This is a genomic window from Microcoleus sp. Pol12B4, from assembly GCF_036701385.1.
GTDB lineage: Bacteria > Cyanobacteriota > Cyanobacteriia > Cyanobacteriales > Microcoleaceae > Microcoleus.
The window spans coordinates 18,548-41,301 of record NZ_JAUBQR010000021.1 but is presented as its reverse complement, the minus strand read 5'-3'; the positions used below and the strand labels follow the sequence as shown (position 1 = coordinate 41,301).

The 22,754-nt window shown below is 44.5% G+C and carries 17 protein-coding genes and 1 tRNA gene; 8 read left to right on the top strand and 10 right to left on the bottom strand.

Translation table 11 applies throughout. From position 1 onward, the window contains the following. Nucleotides 1–98: 98 nt before the first annotated feature. On the top strand, nt 99–323 hold the full coding sequence (locus tag QUA38_RS05185) for a hypothetical protein (protein ID WP_333159803.1): 225 nt from the start codon (nt 99–101) through the stop codon (nt 321–323). A gap of 379 nt (nt 324–702) precedes the next feature. Here the strand turns inward: QUA38_RS05185 and QUA38_RS05180 are convergent, their stop codons facing one another. Beyond that, nucleotides 703–1,866, bottom strand: coding sequence for a quinone-dependent dihydroorotate dehydrogenase (locus QUA38_RS05180; RefSeq protein WP_333159801.1), 1,164 nt, complete (start codon nt 1,864–1,866; stop codon nt 703–705). A gap of 231 nt (nt 1,867–2,097) precedes the next feature. On the opposite strand from QUA38_RS05180, the gene QUA38_RS05175 reads away from it, so the two are divergent. Then, nucleotides 2,098–5,019, top strand: coding sequence for a GAF domain-containing protein (locus QUA38_RS05175; RefSeq protein ID WP_333159799.1), 2,922 nt, complete (start codon nt 2,098–2,100; stop codon nt 5,017–5,019). Between the two features lie 189 nt (nt 5,020–5,208). Continuing rightward, entirely contained in the window at nt 5,209–5,337 is a 129-nt protein-coding gene (locus QUA38_RS05170; RefSeq protein WP_333159797.1) for a hypothetical protein, read from the top strand. Between the two features lie 26 nt (nt 5,338–5,363). Here QUA38_RS05170 and QUA38_RS05165 read toward each other — a convergent pair whose 3' ends face one another. Then, a complete protein-coding gene (locus QUA38_RS05165) occupies nt 5,364–5,822 on the bottom strand; it encodes an ABA4-like family protein (protein WP_333159795.1) in 459 nt (152 codons plus the stop codon). A 178-nt stretch (nt 5,823–6,000) separates the two neighbouring features. On the opposite strand from QUA38_RS05165, the gene QUA38_RS05160 reads away from it, so the two are divergent. Continuing rightward, nucleotides 6,001–7,011 carry a leucine-rich repeat domain-containing protein gene (locus tag QUA38_RS05160; RefSeq protein WP_333159793.1) on the top strand — a complete coding sequence of 337 codons (1,011 nt, stop codon included), beginning with the start codon at nt 6,001–6,003 and terminating at the stop codon, nt 7,009–7,011. A gap of 460 nt (nt 7,012–7,471) precedes the next feature. Here the strand turns inward: QUA38_RS05160 and QUA38_RS05155 are convergent, their stop codons facing one another. After that, nucleotides 7,472–8,971, bottom strand: coding sequence for an NAD(P)/FAD-dependent oxidoreductase (locus QUA38_RS05155; protein WP_333159791.1), 1,500 nt, complete (start codon nt 8,969–8,971; stop codon nt 7,472–7,474). Between the two features lie 70 nt (nt 8,972–9,041). On the opposite strand from QUA38_RS05155, the gene QUA38_RS05150 reads away from it, so the two are divergent. The 3 genes from QUA38_RS05150 to QUA38_RS05140 all read left to right on the top strand — a co-directional run bounded on the left by QUA38_RS05150 (nt 9,042) and on the right by QUA38_RS05140 (nt 13,398). Next, nucleotides 9,042–10,733, top strand: coding sequence for a hypothetical protein (locus QUA38_RS05150; RefSeq protein ID WP_333159789.1), 1,692 nt, complete (start codon nt 9,042–9,044; stop codon nt 10,731–10,733). A 183-nt stretch (nt 10,734–10,916) separates the two neighbouring features. After that, nucleotides 10,917–11,912, top strand: a complete 996-nt coding sequence (locus QUA38_RS05145) for a pentapeptide repeat-containing protein (RefSeq protein WP_333159787.1) — start codon at nt 10,917–10,919, stop codon at nt 11,910–11,912. Between the two features lie 154 nt (nt 11,913–12,066). Beyond that, on the top strand, nt 12,067–13,398 hold the full coding sequence (locus QUA38_RS05140) for a serine/threonine-protein kinase (protein WP_333159785.1): 1,332 nt from the start codon (nt 12,067–12,069) through the stop codon (nt 13,396–13,398). Between the two features lie 276 nt (nt 13,399–13,674). On the opposite strand, the gene QUA38_RS05135 is transcribed toward QUA38_RS05140, so the two are convergent. The 6 genes from QUA38_RS05135 to ndhL all read right to left on the bottom strand — a co-directional run bounded on the left by QUA38_RS05135 (nt 13,675) and on the right by ndhL (nt 20,170). Then, entirely contained in the window at nt 13,675–16,086 is a 2,412-nt protein-coding gene (locus QUA38_RS05135) for an ATP-binding protein (RefSeq protein ID WP_333159814.1), read from the bottom strand. 252 nt (nt 16,087–16,338) lie between these two features. Next, nucleotides 16,339–16,548 carry a hypothetical protein gene (locus QUA38_RS05130; RefSeq protein WP_333159783.1) on the bottom strand — a complete coding sequence of 70 codons (210 nt, stop codon included), beginning with the start codon at nt 16,546–16,548 and terminating at the stop codon, nt 16,339–16,341. Between the two features lie 832 nt (nt 16,549–17,380). Next, nucleotides 17,381–18,016: a DUF6658 family protein gene (locus QUA38_RS05125; protein ID WP_333159781.1), complete on the bottom strand. Its 636-nt coding sequence runs from the start codon at nt 18,014–18,016 to the stop codon at nt 17,381–17,383. A 539-nt stretch (nt 18,017–18,555) separates the two neighbouring features. Next, on the bottom strand, nt 18,556–19,353 hold the full coding sequence (gene trpA, locus QUA38_RS05120) for a tryptophan synthase subunit alpha (protein WP_333159779.1): 798 nt from the start codon (nt 19,351–19,353) through the stop codon (nt 18,556–18,558). Nucleotides 19,354–19,648: 295 nt separating this feature from the next. Continuing rightward, nucleotides 19,649–19,954, bottom strand: a complete 306-nt coding sequence (locus QUA38_RS05115; protein WP_333159777.1) for a DUF3007 family protein — start codon at nt 19,952–19,954, stop codon at nt 19,649–19,651. Further along, entirely contained in the window at nt 19,955–20,170 is a 216-nt protein-coding gene (gene ndhL, locus QUA38_RS05110) for an NAD(P)H-quinone oxidoreductase subunit L (RefSeq protein ID WP_193972727.1), read from the bottom strand. Nucleotides 20,171–20,368: 198 nt separating this feature from the next. On the opposite strand from ndhL, the gene QUA38_RS05105 reads away from it, so the two are divergent. Next, nucleotides 20,369–20,453, top strand: a tRNA-Leu gene (locus QUA38_RS05105). 244 nt (nt 20,454–20,697) lie between these two features. On the opposite strand, the gene QUA38_RS05100 is transcribed toward QUA38_RS05105, so the two are convergent. Further along, the gene (locus QUA38_RS05100; protein ID WP_333159775.1) at nt 20,698–22,473 is read right to left on the bottom strand and encodes an ATP-binding protein; all 1,776 of its coding nucleotides are present in this window, start codon (nt 22,471–22,473) and stop codon (nt 20,698–20,700) included. Nucleotides 22,474–22,754 lie beyond the last annotated feature (281 nt).

Sequence of the window (22,754 nt, the reverse complement as noted above, 5' to 3'; positions counted from 1 at the left end):
TCACTTAATCAAACTTCGATCGCCAAATGCCGGAAACAAACAATTTATATTTGTAGTATGGGTTATGTATGCAATAACTCAAGGAGGTGACTCATAAAATGAGAGAAAAAGAAAATCATAAGTCACAAGTCAGTCTTGAGGTATCTTGTGACAAAGCGGACTTGAAACAACCAGCACCCACTCAAGACTTGCCAGAAAATGATAATTCTCAAACCGACTCTCAAGCATTTGAAAATCACGGTGAAGATGGTTTGAAGGCTCTAGCACGCTTAATGATGGTGAGTCTAACTTGGTCACTGGCAGGACTTTCTAAACGCAAGTAAATTTTTGGGTTATTGGTTATATCGTTTCCGGTTGGATGGGAACGATCAAGTCAAGGTCGCACAATTCCACATTCCTCCACGGATCACTCCCCACTCCCCATCATAAAGAGTGTAACTGGAATTGATATTATTGGTTATTGGTAATACAGACTGGTATTCTGCCAGAGTGCTATGAATCTTTAAGTTTTAACATTCAATTCCTAATCTCTCGCCTGTGCTTTTTATAGTACAGGCTTGCCCATTTCCCAATAGGATGGGACTCAATGCCTCATCCCTGGGCTTCGCCCAATTCCCAAGATCAAACTTTTATTTATATCAACCGTTTTAGGGGTTGCTATAAATCCGCCCCAAAGACACAATACTGTTGTGTCCGGATCTGCTACTTAATATTTTCCGAACCTACTGCCTGAGAAATCGAATTAAATCCTTTTTCTTCTAACTTTTGCAGCAAACCTTGGAGAATCCGGCGCACCATCCAAGGGCCTTCGTAAACCCAGCCGGTGTAGACTTGAATTAAACTCGCACCGGCGGCTATTTTTTCCCAAGCATCTTCGGCGGTGAAAATGCCGCCAACTCCAATTATGGGTAATTCGCCTTTTGTATATTGCCAGATAAATCGGATTACTTCTGTCGATCGCTCCCGCACTGGAACCCCGCTAATTCCCCCAGCTTCTTCGGCGATTGGTTTGCCTGTTTCTCGCAATATTTGTGTTTTCAATCCATCGCGGCGGATGGTGGTATTTGTGGCGATAATGCCTGCTAGTTGGTAGGTTTTTGCTAAGTCGAGGATTGATACGATCGCCTCCGACTCTAAATCCGGCGCAATCTTGACTAAAATTGGCTTGATTCCCTGATTTTCTTGTTGCAAAATTTCCAAAATTGTGCTGAGTCCAGCAGCATCTTGGAGCGATCGCAACCCAGGTGTATTCGGAGAGGAAACGTTCACTACAAAATAGTCGCCCCAATCTTTCAGCAGCTTAAAACTCTCCAAATAGTCGGCTGCCGCTTGCTCTAACGGTGTTACCTTAGATTTACCGAGATTGATGCCCAAGGGGAACCGAGACTGAGGCATAGGGCGCGAGGCATCGAATTTTGACTGTTTCTGTGCTGCCTGAAACCGGGCTGCCATTGCCGCAGCTCCTTGATTGTTAAATCCCATGCGGTTGAGGGCTGCACTGTCCTCCGTCAAGCGAAACAACCGAGGTTGGGGGTTTCCGGGCTGTGGTTGACAAGTGACAGTGCCAAGTTCGGCAAAGCCAAAGCCAAAATTTGCCCAAATGTCAGCAGCTACGCCGTTTTTATCAAATCCCGCAGCTAAGCCGACAGGATTGTTAAAGCTCAGTCCCCACAAAGATTGTTCGAGGCGAGAATCTTGGACTCCCAAAGATTTCTGCAATCGGGAGAGCATTTGGCAGGTTGCCGGGTTTGACTGGGTTCTGGCTGCGAGTTCGAGAATTTGGAGAGTGCGGTTGTGCAGCCACTCGGCATCGGTTTTCAATACGGAAAACAACAGCGGGCGTACACTTGATTGATAAATATCCAATGATTTGTACGGGGGCAATTTACAAATTAGAAATGAGAAGGGAAATAAAAATATTCAGGAGCAGACAGTGAAGGCGAAGTTTTTACTTCAACTTCGATCGACTTTATCCACTGTTTTAGATTGAGGGATAAGTGAGACGATTATATTATAAGTTGATTCTTTTGCATTTTAATTTTTTGAATATTTAAGTTAGTAATTTTAAATTAGACAAAGGTGCGGGGAAGCTTGGAAATGGGGCAGCAGCAAAGACCAAAGGATTTAGACGAACAAATCGCGACCCTAGAGCGCGTTCTCCAGACTCTCCGAGAAGAGGAGAATGTGGAAGTGCTACTTTCGACCACACTCGGTTACTTGGAAACGGAATTTGACTGGCGGTTGATTTGGATCGGGTTGTACGATCGACAGGCCCACAGATTATTCGGCAAAGGTGGCATAACTCCTAACGGCGACCTGTCTTTTCTCAAACAGCGGTTTGCCCTCAGTCCGGGGGATTTGCTGGAACAAGTGGTGATTCAGCTCCGGCCGGTGGGAGTCCCGGATTTGCGATCGGAAAGTAGAGCCGGAGAATGGCGCAAAGCAGCTCAAACTTTCAATATTCAAGGCACGACTCTGTTTCCGCTCCGCTACAAAGACCGCTGCTACGGCGTGATTATGCTCGGCACTGACGTGTGGGGAGCATCGCCCAAGTCGGGGGAAAAAACGCAGTTGGCGATCGTATTTGGAGCGCTGGCAACTGCTCTTTACCAAATAGAAAAAGACTGGCAGCGACAACAAGTTAAACACCCAGATGAGTCTCTTTTAGCGCTGATTTCGCAGTTGGGGGAACTGCGATCGCTCGACCAATACTTGCAAGCGGTGGTCGAACAAACTCATGAATTTATCGAGCCGACGCGCACCAATGTTTATTGGTTCGAGCGAGAGCGGCGCTATTTTTGGCGCCGAGTCAGCAACCGCGAAGTTGCTCCGGGTTTGGGCGGGCCGAGCCGAGCGGCTTCGGGCATCACCGTTCAAGACTTGGGCGAATTTTATCAGGCTTTGGGCAGGGAAGAAATGGTTTGGATCGGTGAATCTCAAAGTTCTCTGAAAACTGAGCTGACGGGGCGGTTGATGCAGCAAATCCGCGCTCGCTCTCTCTTGGCTGCGCCGATTGTTTCAGAAGGGGAATTGTTGGGATTTTTGGCAGTCGAAGCCGGCGAACCCCGGATTTGGCAAGACAATGAAAAGCATTACCTGCGGGGAGTGGCGCAGTTAGTGGCTCTGACGGCTCCTGTGTCGGAGATGGAGGAGAGGATTCAGCAAATTGAGATCGATCGAGATTTAACTGCGGGAATAGCTCGCGCCATCTACAGCGATGCTGACTGGGAGGCGACTTTGAAAAATACCGCCGAACAGTTGTGCGAGCGGCTCAAATGCGAATACTTTTTGCTGCTGCTGTACGGCGAAGAACAAAATCGCTTTGAAATTGTCTGCCAAAATCTGCCCCGCAACCGCAGGTCAGTGCCGTCGCCGCTCAACGCCCTCGATGTGGCTGACGTGGGGCTGTTGCAAGAAAGCGAACCTGTGGCTATTGAAAATTGGGAGGAAGACGGGCGGTTGAGCGCTTGGCGGGAAGTGTTGGGGGAGGCGGGGGTGCGATCGCTGTTGGCATCGAGCACTCGGGGGAAAAAGAAAGAGGGAGAAAACCCCAATCTAAAATCGAAAATCGCCAATGGCAAATCGATCGAGGGTTTGCTGGTTGTCGGACACAATGCAACTCGCACTTGGAGGCGATCGGAGCAAGAATTAGTTCGGCTAGTGGGCCAACAACTCGGATTGATCCTGCACTCGTGGCAGCAGAGTTCGGCAATCGACAAATATCAGCAATTTGAGCGCTCGCTCAAATCGGGTTTGGCGGTTTTGCACCATTCTCCTGATGAGCAATCTGAGCAAGAGATATCTGCTGCTTCACCGACGATGTTTCCAGAGTTGCCGCTACAAAAGCTCGATCGTAACTTTGCTCAACACGTTTCCCAGACACTTTCCTGTCCTTTAGTAGCCGTAATTACTTGGAATCCCGGTGACGAGGAAGGTTCCATCGTGGCGACGGTAGCTGCCAATCCCGTATTTGCCCTCAATCCCGAGGCGGTGATTCCTGTCAAAACAGATGCTTTGATCCAACAAACCCTGGCTGCTAACAGCGTGGTGCAACAGAGCACGAGCCAACTCCCACTGGCGACGAAGCGGTGGCTCCGCAGTCCGGGAATTGGCGAGATTCTGACGGTGGCGCTGCGGACTGCCCCAGAACACGCTCCGGCGGGCATTGTGGTGGCTGCGGACGCTCCGGGCCGCCAGTGGTCGGAGTTGTCGGTGAGTTTACTCAGCTCAATGGCCCCTCAGTTGGCTTGGTGGCGCAGGTATTTGGCGGTGCAATCGCTCCAGGAGTCGCAGCGATTGGATCTGGAGTTGCTCAACTGGTACAAACAGCGCCGTTTTGAGGAGTTTTACCGCACTGTGGGAGCGGGGGTGAAGGAGTTGGGGGAGTTGAGTCAGTCGATTTTGCAGTCGGCGAAGGAACAAAAGGATGCTCTGAAAATTTTGCGCTACCAACAGGTTTTGCGGCAAATGGGCAATGCTTTGGGATCAACTCATTTGCTGCTGAAACAGGAACATTGGCGGCTGCAATTCGCACAAGATGCGGTGCCTGTGAGCACTTGGCTGAGGCGATCGCTCGATCGAACGGCCTCCCTGGTCAAACAGTCGAAAGTCTTGCTGGAAGTACACAGAGAGACTGCTGTGTCGATGCCGGCCGGCCAGACTTTGAGCGTTCGCGGCGACAGCATCAAGCTCGATTTGATACTGTGCGAATTGCTGGCGGCGGCTTGCAGGCGCTCTGCTGTTGGCGCCAAGATTGAGGTTCGCTCTCAGTTGTTGGGAGAAGATTGGCTAGAATTGTCTGTGACCGATAGCGGCGCGTGCGATCGACACTTAATTGCAGCCTTCAACGGCGATTCCGAACCCGATATATTAGCGGTTTCTAGTTCCAATAGGTCGATCGTACAAAATCTTTTAATTTGTCAGCGAGCAGTACGCTTAATGGGGGGAAACTTTTCTATAGAAATGTTAGAAAACAATTTAATTGTGGCTCGTTTAGTCCTGCCCATAGCCAATTCTTAAAATTCTGTACGGGCGAGTTCACTCTATCTGCAATTCACATACGAGGTAGTTATAAACCAGCCCCCACCCAACTTCTAGCGGTAAAGTGCTTCATGTCCAACTTATATAATTAGGTTCTGCGTCCAAGAGTGGATGATTAATATTAACTCCGTTTGTATTAGATCGAGTTCTGTTAGGTCGTAAGATTAAATGAACCGCGAAGACGCCAAGAGCGCGAAGGAAGAACTGCATTTTCTTCTTTCTCTTCCTTCGCGTACTTTGCGCCTTCGCGGTTTAATCATCGGTTTAATCATTCCGATGCAATCTGATGCGATCTAATATCCAAGGTATTAAAAACCCTCTGCCTAAACCGATGAACTAACAGTTTCCGCCGCCTCAGAACTGGGGAAAAACTTTTGAGTAATCCAAGCAGTTACAATATGAGAAAGCAATCCCATAGGTCCCGCAAAAAAACACAAAGCCAAAGAATGAACCGTCCAAACTCCTGTCCGCTGTCCTTCCCAATAAATCCAGCGCCCGACAAACAAGTCCATCACTAAAAAATGTATCCATCCTGTAGCTGCCGCCGTTTCCTCCCCCAGAAACTTAGCAATATCTGCTAGCTTGGGATTGGACAAAGCTGCCGCATTTTCCGCAGTCAGACTGCTACCAAACAAATATATGTACAAAGCGGCGAGCATCGCAAACGGAATGAAGGAATTCATCACTTTTCGGGTAATTCCCCAGTTTGGTAATAAAATCATAATTGCCCAGAAAGGCACAACGAACAGATTACCGACATTAAAAATTAGTTCTGGTGTCATAGTTGGCTCTTGGCTCCTACGAATGCAATTCAATTAAGGATGTTAAGATTACTTTACACAATTTTTGCCGAAATTTCTCAAAAGCCGAAAAAAATGTCATTCACAAATGAAATAGAATTGCTATACTTATCTAAAATTTCAAATCTCGCATCTAAAATCGATTAAGGCAGCACAGCCCATGACAACTTATAATAACTTTTCTGAGTGGTGCAAGCACAAAGAAAATCTCTCTACCAGCGCCAAACATACGGTAGAAATACTGTTGCAAATATCAGACACTGCTGAGTGCGATCGAGCCAACGAGCTGCTTTCTAATACAACAGAACTTAACCTCAAAAATCTTCAAATTACCGATATCAATCCCCTCTCATCTTTCACTCAAATTACTAATCTCATCCTCGGCAGTAATCAAATATCTGACATCGCTCCCCTGCAATCTTTAACCAATCTGAAAACTTTGATTATGGATGTCAATCAAATATCAGATATCAGTCCGCTTTCATGTTTAACAAATCTGAGTAGACTCGTTCTAGATACCAATCAAATCTCAGACATCCGTCCCCTAGAAGCTCTAACTAATCTTAGCGCACTTGTCTTGTTTGACAACAAAATTTCCGACATCACTCCGGTGAAAAATTTAACTAACTTAAATGCGCTAATTCTCTACAATAATCAAGTTTCCGAACTCGCGCCTCTGGCAAATTTAACTGAACTCCAGACACTCTACCTTTATAATAATAAAATATCGGATATCACCCCGCTGGCTTCCTTAAAAAATCTGACTACGCTGTTTCTATTCGGAAATGAAATATCTGACCTTACTCCGTTGGGATCTCTAACTAACTTAAACAAATTGGTTTTATTCCAAAATAAGATATCAGATATTAGTCCTTTGAAATCGCTAACTAATTTAATTGAACTCAACCTCGGTAACAATCAAATATCAGACATCAGTCCGCTGAGATCGTTAACTAATTTGACTGAACTTTATCTGTTCAACAATCCGATTTCGGATAGCAGCGCGCTACAAGCTTTAAATAACTTATTTTTACTTGACTTGTACAACAATCAAATCTCTGAGATCAGTTCCCTGCAATCTTTGCAAAAGTTAACTACGCTGGACTTGCGCGGGAATCCCATTGTTAATAAAATTTGCCCTGTCAATCCTGAATCTATATGTCGGTTTTAATTAATTATTAAGGTCGAGGCAAGATGGCGGTTTATAGAGTATAATGTCAAAGGTAAATATCAGGAGAAAGTGATGAGCGGACACGATGCTTTGATGTTAGGATTGCTGCTGTTGCCAGGTTTGGCTTTGTCGATCGCAATTATGGGCGCTTTTGCCGCTGGTGGATAATCAGTTTTGGCAGCAGGCAGATTTTGTAAAAAGTAGTTTTTTCCTCGTTTTCCTCGTTTCCTGGCTCTGGCTGGGAACGCATTTCACTATTGCTCTGCCTCCTGTTTTTTGCAAGCGAGGCAGAGCCTCTGGATCTCGGTTCCCAGCCAGAGGCAGGGAACCAGTTAATTTTCCTTCTTCCTTCTTCCTTCTCCCTTCTTCCTTCTTCCTTCTTCCTTCTTCCTTCTTCCTTCTTCCTTCTTCCTAACATCCGTTACATCCGTTACATAATCCGTTGCCGAACTTCCTTCCCTTACAAAAATTGTGCTGTAACATCCGAATTTACCAAAGTATTCGCGCACAAAATACCCGATGCTGCGACGGCGGGGACGCCAATTCCTGGCATGGTGCTGTCTCCCACCCGATACAAGCCTTTGACTGGTGTTTGCGGCCCAGGAAATGTGCCTTTTCCGGCGGCAATTGCAGGCCCGTAAGTTCCTTGATATCGGCGCAAAAATCGGGCGTGGGTTAGCGGTGTGCCGATCGACTCTAAGACTATCCGCGATCGCAAATCCGGTATAATTTTTTCTAAAGCTTGAAACAGAGATTGCGATCGCTCTTGCTTTTTCTGCTGATACAATTCGCCATATTTCCAACCTTCGTAAGGTTCCAATGTATAAGCGTGAATGGCGTGATGTCCGGGCGGCGCGAGAGTTGCATCCCACACTGTAGGAATCGAAATCATGCAAGTATTTCCGGGTACTGTAATGTCAATCTTGCTATCGTGAACGACGACGTGGTGGCCGGTCAAACCTTTGAGTCCTTCGGCTTTAATTCCTAAATGGAGGTGCATAAAACTGTCTACTGCGGGCATCGACAAAGCGCTTTTTCGGTAGCTTTCCGGCAAATCTTCAGGGCGCAGTAATTTTGTATAAGTATCCCAGACGGTGGCATTTGAAATGACAATGGAGGCGCGGATAACTTCGCCATTTTTCAAGCGAACGCCGGTGGTTTTGCCGGATTCAACTAATATTTGCTCGACGGGAGAGCCCAGGCGCAATTTTCCTCCCCAGCGCTGCAAACCTCTGACTAAAGCATCGACGATCGCACCGCTGCCACCTACAGGATATTCGATCGCACAGCGCGATCGTTCGCCAATCATAAAAGCTATTTCTGGCGCGACAGTTCCGTGCGCTTTCAAACCCGACAGCAAAAAGCACTCCAAATCGATCAAACGTCGCACCCAAGGGTCACGCACGTCCCGATCCATCAAGGAACCTGCTGAACCCGCGATCGCACCTACTAGCGGCAACAGCTTCAGCAAAGCAGGAGAGTACCGAGACAGCAAAACAGGTATTAACTGCCAGTCGGATCTCAGCGCTAAAGCCGGAATTCCACGCAAAGCTTCATACAAAACTAATAAGTTTTGTTGAAATTGCTGTAATTCTACAGCACCTTGCGGTGCGAACTTAGCTACAGCATCTAAGTAACTTCTCGCATCAGCATAAATCGGCAAACTTCCCTCTGGAAAATGGTAATGCCCCAGCGGATCGTAGGGAATTGCTGCGATCGATTCCTCCAAAACATCAAAAACTTGCCGCAAAGGATTAAACGACCGGGGGTCAGTCAAACCGCAATAAAAAGAAGGCCCCGAATCAAAGTGAAATCTCCGGCGCGAAAAGCTGTGAGCTGCCCCGCCCGCTATGATGTGGCTCTCGCAGACGAGCACCCGCTTGCCGTAGCGAGCTAGCATCGAGCCGGCGACTAAGCCCCCAATACCGCTGCCAATGACGATCGCATCAAAGTCTTGCATTTATCAAATGTGGTATAATTGTATTATTTCTTGCTGAGTGTTGACAGGGTATTTTTATGGGAGGAAAACTATGAAAGCTTTATCTATTTTAGATGAAGTTGTTCGCGAATTAGAACAAGACGTGAATCTTTCGCGCATTAAAAAAATAATATTTTTTGCTTGTAAAGAGTCCTGGGAAAACGATCCTGCCCAACTCGCCAGCGCAGATGTAAGACTTTTAATTGAAGAGCTGTGCGCCAAATACAGCAGGTTAGAAGATATTGAAGCAGTTTTAAATAATATAGTCTCTAAGGTTAATAAAAAAACCGAGTATGCTTTAGTAGCAGACCTCATAGTCTGTCAACTTAGCAGGCTGTATGAATTTGAAGATTTTACCAAATTAGAAATAAACATATCTAGTTTTGGCGGTCAGGAAGCTCCCGCATTTGAAGAGCACTTTAGTTCGGAAGTACCCAGCAGCGAAGAAAGGGCAAGAAACCCCGGAAACTTATTTGATGTCAGACAAAAAATTTTGCAGCAAACAAATCCGCTGAGGGCGAAAATCCTAATTTTTTCTACTCTTTATCACGAGTTTACTTTTAGCGATCGCGATTGGCTACTGCTGAAAACTCAAGAACTTGACAATCTACTGCGACAACTGTTTAATGTCTGTGGCAGCCTAGCCGAACTCGAATCTCGATTGTACACAACTGCTAGCAATCTCGACAACAGAGATGAAAACGACCAAGCTGCAAGCGTAATCATCAAAGCGATGAATCCTTGTTATGCAAAAATGCAACAGGAAGAATCCTATGAAGCCGAATCTTCGGGTAGTGAAGATTACGATCAGACACATTTAAACAACAGTGTTTATGAAGAGAGCGAGCTGGTGGAAAGGCGCAGCGATTATTTTGATCCAGGCGAGATTACTCACATCCTTCAAGCTGCTCCAGCTCACTATCATTATGACCCCCAAAAGAGTTACTTAGTGCCGGACACGGCCGAAAATGTACAGTTTAAAAAACCAGAAACCAGCCATAATTATGCTACTGATTTCAGACCGGAAATGGTAGAAACATTCCCAGTTGCAGAAATGCCGACTATTATCGAAATTTTAGAACCGGCGGCTCCTGTTATTATAAATATTAGCGATTCCATCAAACGCAAGTTGGAATTGGAAGAAGAAATGACAGAATTAGTCAGTCAAAGTGCTAACTCCGCAACGGCGCAAATAGAAAATATATTCACCCAGTTAGAAGCTGCTTTGAACGGAAAATTTTCTACGGGAAGTGTAGAGGAGCGTTTGTACTGGAAATATAAAAATCTCAGAGGGTATGTAGGGAAAGTTCAGAAGTTTACCGATAAATTGCTGGAGATTTTGAGCGAATTGGAGTCAAAAGAAAGCGGTAAATATCCTTCGGAAATCCCAGAAAACCTGAGCGACGATATTTCAGAAATACCGCCGGAAAACTCTAGCCATAAAACAAATCAGTATCAGCTTCTGGAAATGGCAAAGCAAGGCAAACCCAAGGCGATAGCCCAATTGATTAATCAATTGCTACAGCCTAAAGGAATTGTTGCTACAGCGGGATTTAAAGATGGTTGGCTCCATATAATTCTGGAGTCTACTGAAGTACCAAACCAACAGGCGACAGCTACCTACATTCACAAAAAACTGTGTACTTTAAAATCAAAATATCTTACTCATGTGAAAATTCACGGGCGACAGTTAGGTAGCAAAACAGTTTTTTGGACTCAAGAATTTGTCAATCAAACTCATTAAATGCCCCGTCTCAAGTCTGAGGCTACACCAACTAAGTCGGCCTGCGTCAACTGAAATTCAAGAAATTTCATCAAATTTCTCAGACTCAAGTCTGGGGCTACAAAAACTAAGTCCGCCTGCGCGAACAGAAATTTAAGCAGTCTAGAAATAGCAGATTGTACCTAATTAACAACAAAAACCAATATGAATGCCAGCGAAATTTTAAGGCGATATACATCAGGAGAACTAGATTTTCAAGGTATGAATCTCCGAGGCGTATACCTGAGCGGTGCCGATTTAATTGGCGTCAATTTAAGCAGTGCTGACCTCTGCGGTGCAAACTTAGCGATGTCATATCTAAGCCGAATTAACCTCCAGCGTGCAAATTTAACTAATGCAAAGCTGTGCGGTGCTAACTTAAATCAAGCGAACTTGAGCGGAGCAAATTTGTCCGATGCCGACTTCCACGGAGCGACTTTGCAAGGTGCAGACTTTCGCAAAGCTAACATCTCTTTGGCAGTTTTTATTGATGCAAATTTGAGCGATGCAGATATGCGAGGTGTGAATTTGCAAGGTGCAGATTTGCGCGGTGCGTGCTTGCGGGCTGCAAATTTGCGGAAGGAGGTGCGGCTTTTTGAGGGTGCAAATTTGCGGGGTGCAAATTTGCAAGGTGCAGATTTGCGGGGCGTCAATTTGCAAGGTGCAGATTTGACTAAAGCTAATCTCAGTCACGCGAATTTGACAGAAGCATCACTGGGGGAAGCAAATCTGACTCAGGCGAATTTGAGCGAAGCTATTTTAGATGGCGTATTTTTGACTGAAGCAACTTTGGTAGAAACAAATTTTTCCTGGGCTGTAATGACAAATGCTAAGTTGGAAAGAGCTGTGTTACTTGATGCTGAATTTGCTGGCGCTAACTTGCGGGGTGCATTTCTTCCTGATGTTAAATTGAGCAATGCTAATTTAGTTATGGCTGACTTAAGTCGAGCTAATTTGGTGAGGGCTGATTTGAGTCGAGCTAATTTTAATCAGGCAAATTTGAGTGAAGCCGATCTAACTGATGCTTACCTGGCTAGAACAGATTTGCGGGAGGCAATTTTGCACCGCACAATTTTGATTAGGGCAGATTTGAGCACGGCTAATTTAGCGGGTGCTCAATTGCGCGGTACAATCATGCCGAATGGAGAAATGCACCTCTAATTACTTGTATTAGCAATTTAATGCTGTCGCCAAAATAGTTAATCTTCGACCGTGTGATTTAACAATTATGAGTAAAAATGAGCGGGGTAGGAGAGCCGTCATTAATTTCATAGTTAAGGCCATTTTGTAGAATTCAAAGCAGGAGGGCAATGCTGTGTTAGATACAGGAAAAATTTTACAAGAACGTTATCAATTGCAACAGCGTTTAGGACGCACAGCCGCCGGTCATCAAACTTGGCTAGCAGTGGATTTAGAGTCTCAAGAACAGGTTACGCTGAAAATGTTAGCTTTTAGCCCGGAAATGCACTGGGAAGAGCTCAAGCTTTTTGAAAGAGAAGCACAAGTTTTGCAGGCGCTAAATCATCCCCGCATTCCTTGCTATCGAGATTATTTTTCCCTAGAGCGGGAAGCCGGAGCAGGATTGCCTTGGTTTGGCTTAGTGCAAGATTATATTCCGGGATTTTCACTTCAGGAATTGTTAGAAAAAGGCAAGAAGTTTTCAGAAAAACAAGTACGAAAGATTGCCACTGAAGTGCTGGAAATTTTAATTTATTTGCATGAATTAAGCCCCCCAGTTTTGCACCGAGATATTAAGCCTAGTAATTTGATTTGGGGGGAAGATCAGCACGTTTATCTAGTAGATTTTGGTGCGGTACAAGCTCAAGCGGCGGTGACAGGTGTAACGTTTACAGTGGTAGGAACGAGTGGTTATGCACCCTTAGAACAGTTTTGGGGGCGGGCGGTGGCGGCTTCGGATTTGTATGCTTTGGGAGCTACTTTAATTCATTTGTTAACGGGGATGACTCCGGCGGATTTGCCACAGAAAGATTCTCGGATTCAGTTTAGCGATCGCGTGAGTGTGAATCCCACTTTGGTAAGCTGGATTGAGAAGATGACGGAAATCGCCTTAGAAAAGCGTTTCAGCAAGGCTAGAGAGGCTTTAGCAGCTTCTAAATCGGGAAAAATACAAGGGGCTAATCTTCAAATTCCGACTGTTTGGAAAATTGCTAAACCACCTCACTGTCGCATTCAAGTTAGCAAATCAGCAACGGAGTTAAACATTAAAATTCCGTCTACTTTAGCCAGAAAGCCTTTTTTAGGTGCTTTTATAGGAATATTAACTATACTGCTATCTTGGCCGATAGTCTTAGCATATTTGCAAGTAAATTTCAGTATGGGATTAGGATTTTTTCCGCTGGTAGCAAGTATGTTACTTAAGATTTTGGGCAATGGTACTAAAATTACCTTTAACCGGAACTACTTTAAACTGGAACATCAGATATTTGGTTGGAGTTATTTAGGACAAAGGGGGGAAGTTTCTGAGATCTTGGGTGCTTTTCTATACAATACTTATCAGGGAAATCAAATCAGGATTCGTTCAGGTAACGAGAGGGGAACTTACTTTTATACTTTAGCAACAAATTTGAAAGAGGTTGAGGCGGCTTGGTTAGCGCAAGAAATTCAAGATTGGTTAAATTTAAGATAAATTTTTGTAGGGCGAAGCCTTCGTGATTAAATTTTTTGTATAATAAACACCTCCCAAATAAAAATGGGTGACGCGCTCACTTATAGGGTGTCTAAAATACAGCATATTCCAGGTTCATTAAGTACAGTAGCAACAGCTTGTAAACCAGACTGCTTGATCAAAAAAATGATCCTACTTTAAAATCGTTATGCCAAGGCTTTCAAAAAAAGACCCCAATCAAAGTCAGTATATCTTAATTACCCGATCGCCCAAAAAACATTAAATTTTAATTCAAATTTATCCCTTCACAGGCAAAACGATCGCAAACTCAGTGCCAACTCCAGGCTCGCCATTCACCTCGATGCTGCCGCCATGTTTTTCTACCGCAATCTGATGGACAATTGCCAACCCCAATCCAGTTCCTTTGCCGACACCTTTCGTCGTGAACAAATGGTCGAATATCTGCTGTTTAACTTCCTCTTTCATCCCGATACCGTTATCAGCAATTTTAATTTTTATATGTCCTTTGTCCAGTACATCAGTGCCAATCGTGATACGGTTTGGATTTGCGACAACTTCACTAAAACTGCGTCCTAAATTTGACTCTTCTAAGGCATCAATCGCATTGGCGAGCAGGTTCATGAAAACTTGATTTAATTGACCGGGAAAACATTCGATTTTAGGGAGATTGCCGTATTTAGTTATCACTTCGATCTGCGGGCGGTGTTCGTTTGCTTTGAGGCGGTGTTTCAAAATTAAAACAGCGCTATCAATGCCTTCGTGAATATTAAAAGGAACTTTGTAGTCTTTGTCGCCTCGGGAGAAGGTACGCAAACTGTTGCTGATGCTGCAAATGCGCTCGCACCCAAGTTGCATTGAATCAATCATCTTCGGTAAATCTTCCAAAAGATAATCGAGGTCTATCTCTTCGGCGTGGTCTGCTATTTCCGATTGCGATGCAGCGGAGCGATACAATTCTAAGTGTCCTATAACATCTTCTAAACTTCTTTTACCTTCGCTTAAATTCCCAGAAATAAACCCAATCGGATTGTTGATTTCGTGGGCGACTCCGGCGACTAAATTGCCCAAAGCCGACATTTTTTCGTTTTGCACGAGTTGCAGTTGCGCTTGCTGTAAATCTTTTAAAGTTTGTTCTAGCTGTTGGTTTTGCTCTTGCAAAAGTTCCGCTGCTCGCTTGCGATCGGTGCCATCAACACCCAAACCAATAATCCCGATCGTCTCACCTTGGCAATTTTTTAGCTGCACTTTCGTGACTTCTAAATAGTGTAGTTTACCATCAACAAATCTGAGAGATTCGCTGGAGTAATGCGGCAAATCTTGGGCAAGGCAGGCGGCATCTGAAACCAGACACCCGGCTGCATCCTCTCCCAGTATATCTTTGTAATGCTCGACAGCAAGGAAAGCGCTCACAGGCACGCCCACATTTTGAGAAAAGGTTTTGTTCAAAAACTGTACTTTACCACTGGGATTAACCATCCAAATCCAAATCGGAGCGACATCAAGAATCGCTTGGAGCATTTTTTTCTGATCGGCAAGCTGAGCTTCGGTTCTGCTAATTTGTACTAGCGATCGCTCTAATTGTTGGTTGTAATCCTGATATTTTTTATATAGCAGAGCATTTTGCAAACAGATGGCGGCCTGGGAACACAGGAGATTGAGAAGTTGCAGGCGATCGCGGGTAAAAACTTTTGCGGTTAAGCGATTTTCCAGATACAAAATGCCAACTAAGTTGCCTCGATCGAGAATCGGCCAACACAACAGGCTCTGCGGTTGGTATTTGAGGATGTAGGAGTCGGAATCCCAATCACGTTGTTGAGCGAGCTCCCGAACAATCACAGGTTTCAATAAATTTTTAACGCAGTCAACAATTTTGAGGGGCAAGATATCGCTATTTTCATTGAGTGTTGCCGATGATAAGTCGATCGCCCACTCGAGTCCCGAATTGTCGAGCGAGCTGGTAGCCGCGATTTCCCATTGATTGCCGTTTGACAAAATCAGTGCTCCTTTGTCAGCTCCTGTATTTTTCATTCCCAGTTTCATCAGTTTGGCAATTAGTCGATCGAGTTCTCTTTCACTAGAGAGCGCTTGACAAGCTTTGAGCACTGTTGAAAAGTTTCCGAAATCTGAGACGCTCGCCGAAACAGACGGATGAATGGATGGATGAATGGATTGATGAAGCGATTGATTTTGCCCAGCAGGTGTTGGAAAATTTGTTAATGGATGTTCAGGGAGTTTTGCGGGTTCTAAAATCGGTTTTAATAATTGAGGATAACGTTTTTCTAAGTCATCTATTTTGGATCTATCTCCCCAACGGACATAGCAATCATAGGCATCTATCATGTAGAGTCTGGCAATTTTTTCCCTTCCTAATGACAGGTAAAACTTAGCAGCGAGTTCGCAAGCAAGAGCTTCTTCATTGACATATTCGTTAGCTTTAGCTCCTGTAATAGCTCGATCATAAAGCTCCATGGCTTCTGCTGCCTGTCCCAAAACACCCAGCAATTCTGCCTCAACCAGATCGAACTTGTGTTGGTAATTGATCGGCGTATGGTGCGCGAATTCTTTGAGTTTTTTCTGACTAGCCCCAACGCGCTTCAGGATTTGTTGGCGCTCCGCCGGTGCGGCATCTGCATAGATTGCCAAATGTGCCAGTGCATCATAAAAGTCGTGCATCATCGTTACTAGCATCAAAACACAATTCCCAAGATAAGGTTTGCCTCGATTTCGCCTGTCGATAGGCTGCGGATTACGGCTCGAATATATCCCGAATCCGTGGCCTCTTTTTGCTAAAATTTATACTCCTCCATCTAGCAGGTAACAGGTAAAATCAATTGAAAGATTGGAAGGTTTAATGTATTTGTAAATAATCGGTCTGCGTTCGAGTTCGTCGAGAATGTCTGTTCGGTTGAGGACTATTTCTACCGATGCAATTAACGGTAGCTAATGCAACTTTTTGGGATTGTGGCAGAACTGCCTCCCGCAAATCCTCCGCGACAATGGCGCAGGTTTGAGAATTTCCGCGGCAGGTTGTCGGTCTTTGCCGCGCATGAACCTATCGATCGCCGATCGAGAATCTGTGTACGATTGAGCGATCGCGCGATAGCCCGGTATTACCGTATTCAAATCTACTGCATTTATTATTTTGTCCATATCGGCTGACCTCAACCCAGACATTAACTTGACAAAACTTAGTCTATATATCTTAGGGCATAAACAGCATAATTTTCGAGATGTAGATCAAAAAATCCCATTATCTGTTAAAAAACAACATTTTATACGTTGCCGATCGCGATTAAAGCTTTTTACTTACGTATAAGTTTCTGTTGTTAATCTCAAATGCGATTAAATGAACGCGAAATACCGTAAAAACACTGCCGTATTATGTCTTAAAAAATACAGTTGCTAATTAATTAAATTTAATATAGCTCGATCGCCCAAATTTCCGCGAAGCGTGTCAAAAAGTTATTACCTTAAAAAATCTAAATATAATGTATAGAAATTATAAAGAATCTGTGGTGAAAAAAGTGGCATTCCAGTCCCCTCTAGAAAATGACAGGGCCGTTGCATTGTGGTGAAACCCTCCTCCACTCTACTTCCGGCCTAATAGCCCTCCCAGGGGTTAAAACCAAATCAAATATTAATACTCAGTAGTCTTCACATGACCGAAAACATCAAGGATGCAAGCGCCCGGATTCATCCGTCCAGAAATCAAAAACCTGTATCCGATGAAACTTGCCCCCCGAATTTCTCCGTGGGGTCAATGCTAAAATCTAAAATCTAAAATCTAAAATCTAAAATCTAAAATCCATTGACTTTACCTACATTCCGACAGGGGTTTTAACCCCTGTCGGAATGTAGCTTCCACAAAAGGAAACAGCGTTATTTGAGATTAGTCGTCTGTCGCTCTTTCTGCCGTTCGTGGAGTTCAGTCAATATCTAGATTCACTTTCTAGCAAATATTGTCTGAGGCATCTTGAGCGTTTTATCTTGCATCTCGTGCTGCATCATTGATATTTTCTTGGCCACCGCTGGTACCATATCTCAGAGACTCTGTACCCTCTGCTGCTCTTTCTTTTGCTCCCTGCGTGGCTTCTTTAACAATATCTTTTGCTCCCTTCAAGCCTTCGCGAGTGTTTTCTTTAAGATTAGCAAAGCCTTGTTTGGTTTTGTCGCCAAAGTCATCAGCTTTGCGCTGGGCTGTGCGAGCATCCTCCTTCACCTTTTCACCAGCTTGGCCGAGTTTGTCAGGCGCGTCATCCGCTACCCGCCGCACATTTTCGCCTACATTGTTGCTAGATTTGGTATCGATGCGGTGCTGCGCTTGCTCTTTGAGAAGCTCAGCTTTTGCTTCTGTTGTTGTCATCTTTTTGTTTCTGGGATCGACATCGGGGTAGTCGTTCATGCCGCCTTTGAATTCGGACGTTACAGCCCCTGAAGGCACTTCTTCTCTAATTTGGTCGGCAGTTTTTCCTTTTCCTGTCATCACATCAGTTTTTCCTGCCATCATCTCAGGGCCGTTGCTGCAGGCCGTACTCACTAATACTAAAATGCCAGCCAGAAACACTGTTAAAATTTGTACAGCTCGAATTTTTTTCACAAATGCAGTTAGTCTGTTCATAAAAATGCTCCTTTCTATTGTGAGATGCTCAAATGCCTTGTGGCTTTGTAGATGTCTAGCCTTACCAAATTAGGCACTTAAACACTTTTTAAGTATACGAATAGAAACCGTAGCTTTTCATCTATCCCAAGTTACATTCCTCAAGTTATAGTAGAAGGCAGAAGGAAGAAGGCAGAAATAAGAACGAAGAACGAATAACGAAGAACGAAGAACGAAGAAGGCTCTTCGGCTTTACGAGCGGATAGAAATCAGCAATCAGGAAGAAGGAATGAATCATCCTCAATCTTGTACCAATTATTAAAAGTCGCAGCACCCCGCACCGGACAAGGCAAAGTCGTTTCCCTAGATAGCTGTTTGGTTCTCCATGCGCGCACTATGTTGAAATGTTGTGCGTGTTGGGTTCAAAAAAAACCTTCTAGTCAGGAACTAGAAGGAAGGTGGTGTATGATCTCAAGTACAACAAGGTCTTTAATCGCAATTGTGGCGACACATCCCGATCGCACACATCTGTCTAATGGCTGAAAGTATCTGCACAGTTGCTAAGCATTTTGAATCGCTGTTTTTAGACTCTTGCAGAATTCGCCTATCGCCTCTAAACCCTGTTCTGGAGTTCCTTCAGCCAAGCGTTTGACAAAAGCACTGCCAACAATCGCAGCATCTGCACCCCATTCTTTCACTTGGCGAGCGTGTTCGGGTTGCGATATACCAAACCCGACGCCAATGGGTTTGTCGGTGACGGTGCGGAGTTCTTGCAGCAACTCTTTTGCTCTAGTTTCTAAGCCTTCGCGTACTCCCGTAACCCCCGTCACACTGACTAAGTAAATAAATCCTTGAGACTGACGAGCGATCGCTTCTATGCGACTTTTGGGGCTTGTCGGAGCAACTAATAATGTTAGTTCAATTCCTAATTTGTTGGCAGGCTGGATGAGACTGTCTGCTTCTTCTAAGGGCAAGTCTGGTACAACCAATCCCTGAACTCCAGCACTTTTGATTTGCTGCAAGAACGTTTCTATACCTCGGTACAAAATCGGGTTGTAGTATGTGAAGAGAATGATGGGCGATCGCAAATTCGGACTAACTTTCGCTACCATTTCCAGCACCGCATCTAACCGCGTTCCCCGCTGTAGAGCCCTTGTAGCAGCGGCTTGAATCACCGGCCCGTCAGCTAGCGGGTCAGAATAGGGAACGCCAAGCTCGATCGCATCTGCACCGTTATCATCCAAAATTTGCAGTGCTTTAGCCGTTGTCTCCAAGTCTGGGTCGCCAGCAGTAATAAAAGGAATCAATGCACATTGGTTGCTTTTTCGCAACGTTTCAAAACAATTAGAAATAGTCATTAGTTATTAGTCATCAGTCATTGGTTATCAGTCATCATAGGATGTCCCCTCGATCGAGCGCAATTAAATTTGTTTGTAGTGAGGACTTCATTCCTCATAAAACTCCCTCGGACTGAAGTCCTCACTACAAACCTATCGCGCTTATTTTAGGGAACGTGATCTCAATCATCAGTCATTAAATTAGCAGTCAATATTACTATTGATGAGTTGTTATTCCCCAGTCATTAGTTCAGAGTTTATTGCTAATCACTAATAGCTCACTAATAACTAATAACTGAGAACTAATGACTATTGACTAATTATCTTTTTCCTGCTCAATTTCGGCTTGAAGTTTGGCTAATTCTTCAGGAGTGAGTGCATCTAGCTGCTTCTGCAAGACAGCTTCTTTGTAGTCTTGCAATTGCTGGCTGTAGGTCATATTTTGAGTCACTGCTCGAAATAAATAAGTCACCAGCCAGCCAATCAAGCCGGCGACCAAAAATAACTGACTCCAAATCCCTGCATTCATGCTGTCGAGTCCGGCAAATTGCAGTAGCAAGTAGACAAACCCACCTGCTACAAAAAAGCCGACACTGATTCCAATTACGTCAATACGTCGCATTTAGGCTTCTATCTGCCGCCGTTTGGGCCGAAAATTCAAAAATGGAGCTAGGAGAAACATACCTGGGAAGAAGAAGAACATCAAGAAGTACATGAAGCCGCGCTCAAAAGAGGTAGCGACGTACCAGCGACTGTTCAGGTAAGCGTAGGTGGCCGCGGGTACTACTAGGAGGTAGGCTCCTGCCAAGACGGCGTAAAGCAGTAAGGTAATATACATAGATTTGCTTTAGGGGAATAATAACACGGGTAAGTCGGTTGACACGCTCCGTTAGCTGGTTAACTATTGTACCGCTTGCGGAGATCCAGCGCGACTTTTGGGAATTTTTTGATTAGGGGTTGCGTAAATTGGGGTTTTGGCTGTAGAATAAAAGGCTGTTGCTCTTAGTGGCTCAAAACCACAGCAGCTTGACCAAAGGGGGGCGTGGCGGAATGGTAGACGCTACGGACTTAAAATCCGTTGACCCGAAACGGTCGTGTGGGTTCAAGTCCCTCCGCCCCCATCCACTTCAATGATTTGTGATTCAACGGTTTCAGATTTCTTGTCACCAAGAGTTCTGTTATCCGTTCATTTTTCGCGCTAATAATTTTCTACTATGTCCAAAAGCGCCTCTCTCTATATCTGCCCAGTTCGCCCCCGACTTTTTACGTCGGGTCTTCAACTGGTTGAGCAAATCGGCTGGTTTGGGGAATTCTGCGACAGTCGGAACCGATTTTTTATGTTCATCCCGATCGCCCCGCGTGATATTAAGCAGCAACTGGCAAAGTAATCACAAATTCCGTGCCTTGTCCTATTTGAGAATTTACCTCAATTTTGCCGTGATGCTTGGCAAGGATTTGATAGGAAATAGCCAATCCCAATCCAGTACCTTTGCCGATCGACTTTGTTGTGAAAAATGGGTCAAATATCTGTTGGGCGCTGGCGGAGGCAATTCCCGGCCCGTTATCCCTAATCTTGACGGTGACAGTATTGTCGGCTGTAATTTCCGTGCTAATCCAAATCGTTGGCGAATAGCCTTTGTCTGCTTTTTTCACTTCCTCCAGCGCATCTATTGCATTGCAAATAATATTCATAAATACTTGATTCAGTTGCGCGGGATAGCACTCAACCGCAGGCAACTTGCCGTATTGTTTAATAACTTGGATACCTTGTTTGAGCCGATGATTGAGAATTACGAGGGTGCTATCAATTCCTTCGTGAATGTCGGCTAATTTCATTTTTCCGTCGTCCGATCGCGAAAAATTCCGCATGGATACGACAATTTCGCGAATGCGATCGGCTCCCATTTTCATCGAAGAGAGGGTTTTTGGCAAATCTTCTCTGAGAAATTCGAGTTCAATGTCTTCGATGCGCTCTAGAATAGCATCTGGTGGATTGGGATAATATTCTTGATAGAGAGTTACCAAACCTGCCAAATCTTCGATGTATTGGTTGGCATAGTCAATATTGCCCCCGATGAAGTTGACAGGATTGTTGATTTCGTGGGCTATCCCTGCAACCATTTGACCGAGAGATGACATTTTTTCGGTCTGAATTAAGAGGGATTGAGTTTGTTTGAGTTCTTTTGTATACTCGTTAACTCGCTGAATCAATTGATTGAAAGAGGCCCCTAAAACTCCGATTTCGTCGTCTGTTGTGACTGGTACTTGGAGGTTAAAATTCGATTCGCGAGCGACTTGCTGAGCGACATTAGTAAGAGTTTCGAGGGATTGGGCGATCGCGCGGCTGGTTTTCTCCGCTAGGGTGGCGGCGATGAGTGCTGAAATTAGCATACTTCCGAGAATAATTCGGTTTCGCAAACTTCCAGCTTCTTCTAATGCTTGGATTCCTTGCTGTTTGTGAATTTCTACGGTAGAAATTAGGTCAGTTAAACTTTGAGCAAGGTGATCTAGTACGATCGCCTCTTGGCCGCTGCTAGTCCTCAACATTTGTAGCTGTGCGGACTCAATGCTATTGGGTGGCAAGTTCCAAACATCCGCTTCTTTTAACTGCAATTTAATTAGCTTACCGTAGTAATCAATGACGAGGGCAGATTTCTTCAATAGATCCTGCAATGCTGCCTCTTCTGTTGCTAGTCTATCGGGATGTTCTCGTGCGAAAGATTCAATTTCTGAAATCAAGATTTTCGCCTGATGGATTTGCCCAAAAAATCGATCTTTTTCGTATTTCAGCGCCACAGTGTTTCCCAAAACGACTGGCAATCTCGCCGCGTGCGATCGGGTTTCAAATACGGTATTTTGCAAATTTTGCAGCAGTTGCTGCTGCTGCCCAGCAACATTCACCTGAACTAAAGCTTGCTTGCGAAAGTAGTCTCCCAATCTCAGTCCCGCACCAGTCCCCAAAATCGCTATGCCGATAGCTAAAGCATAGCCATAGCTAATTTTTTGGCCTATCCGCAAATGGTTGCATTCTGCCTTTAGCCCAGTTAGATTAATAGTTGAAGTCGGTAACAAATGTTTTTGAGCATAGTGCTTTTGCTCTACCTTGCTATTTTTGGAATGACTGTGGGTAAATAATAACATGGGAAGTTCCTCCCAAACAAATTAGGAGTAATTGAGCGAATAAAAGCAGAATGCACTTATGCTGAAGGCGGAAAACTGTTTTGAGTGTTTATTAATAGTGAATTTTGAAATTTTTAACTCAAAACTCAACTCTTCCCCTAGTATCTCTGTTTTTAGAGTAGAGTGTTTGTGATCTATATCAACTATTTATGTGATTATACCCAGATTTACAAAAATTATGGTAACAGCGATTAGTATTTTTAGTTAGTTGGGACACAAGGCCCAACTACGGGTTCTCCCCG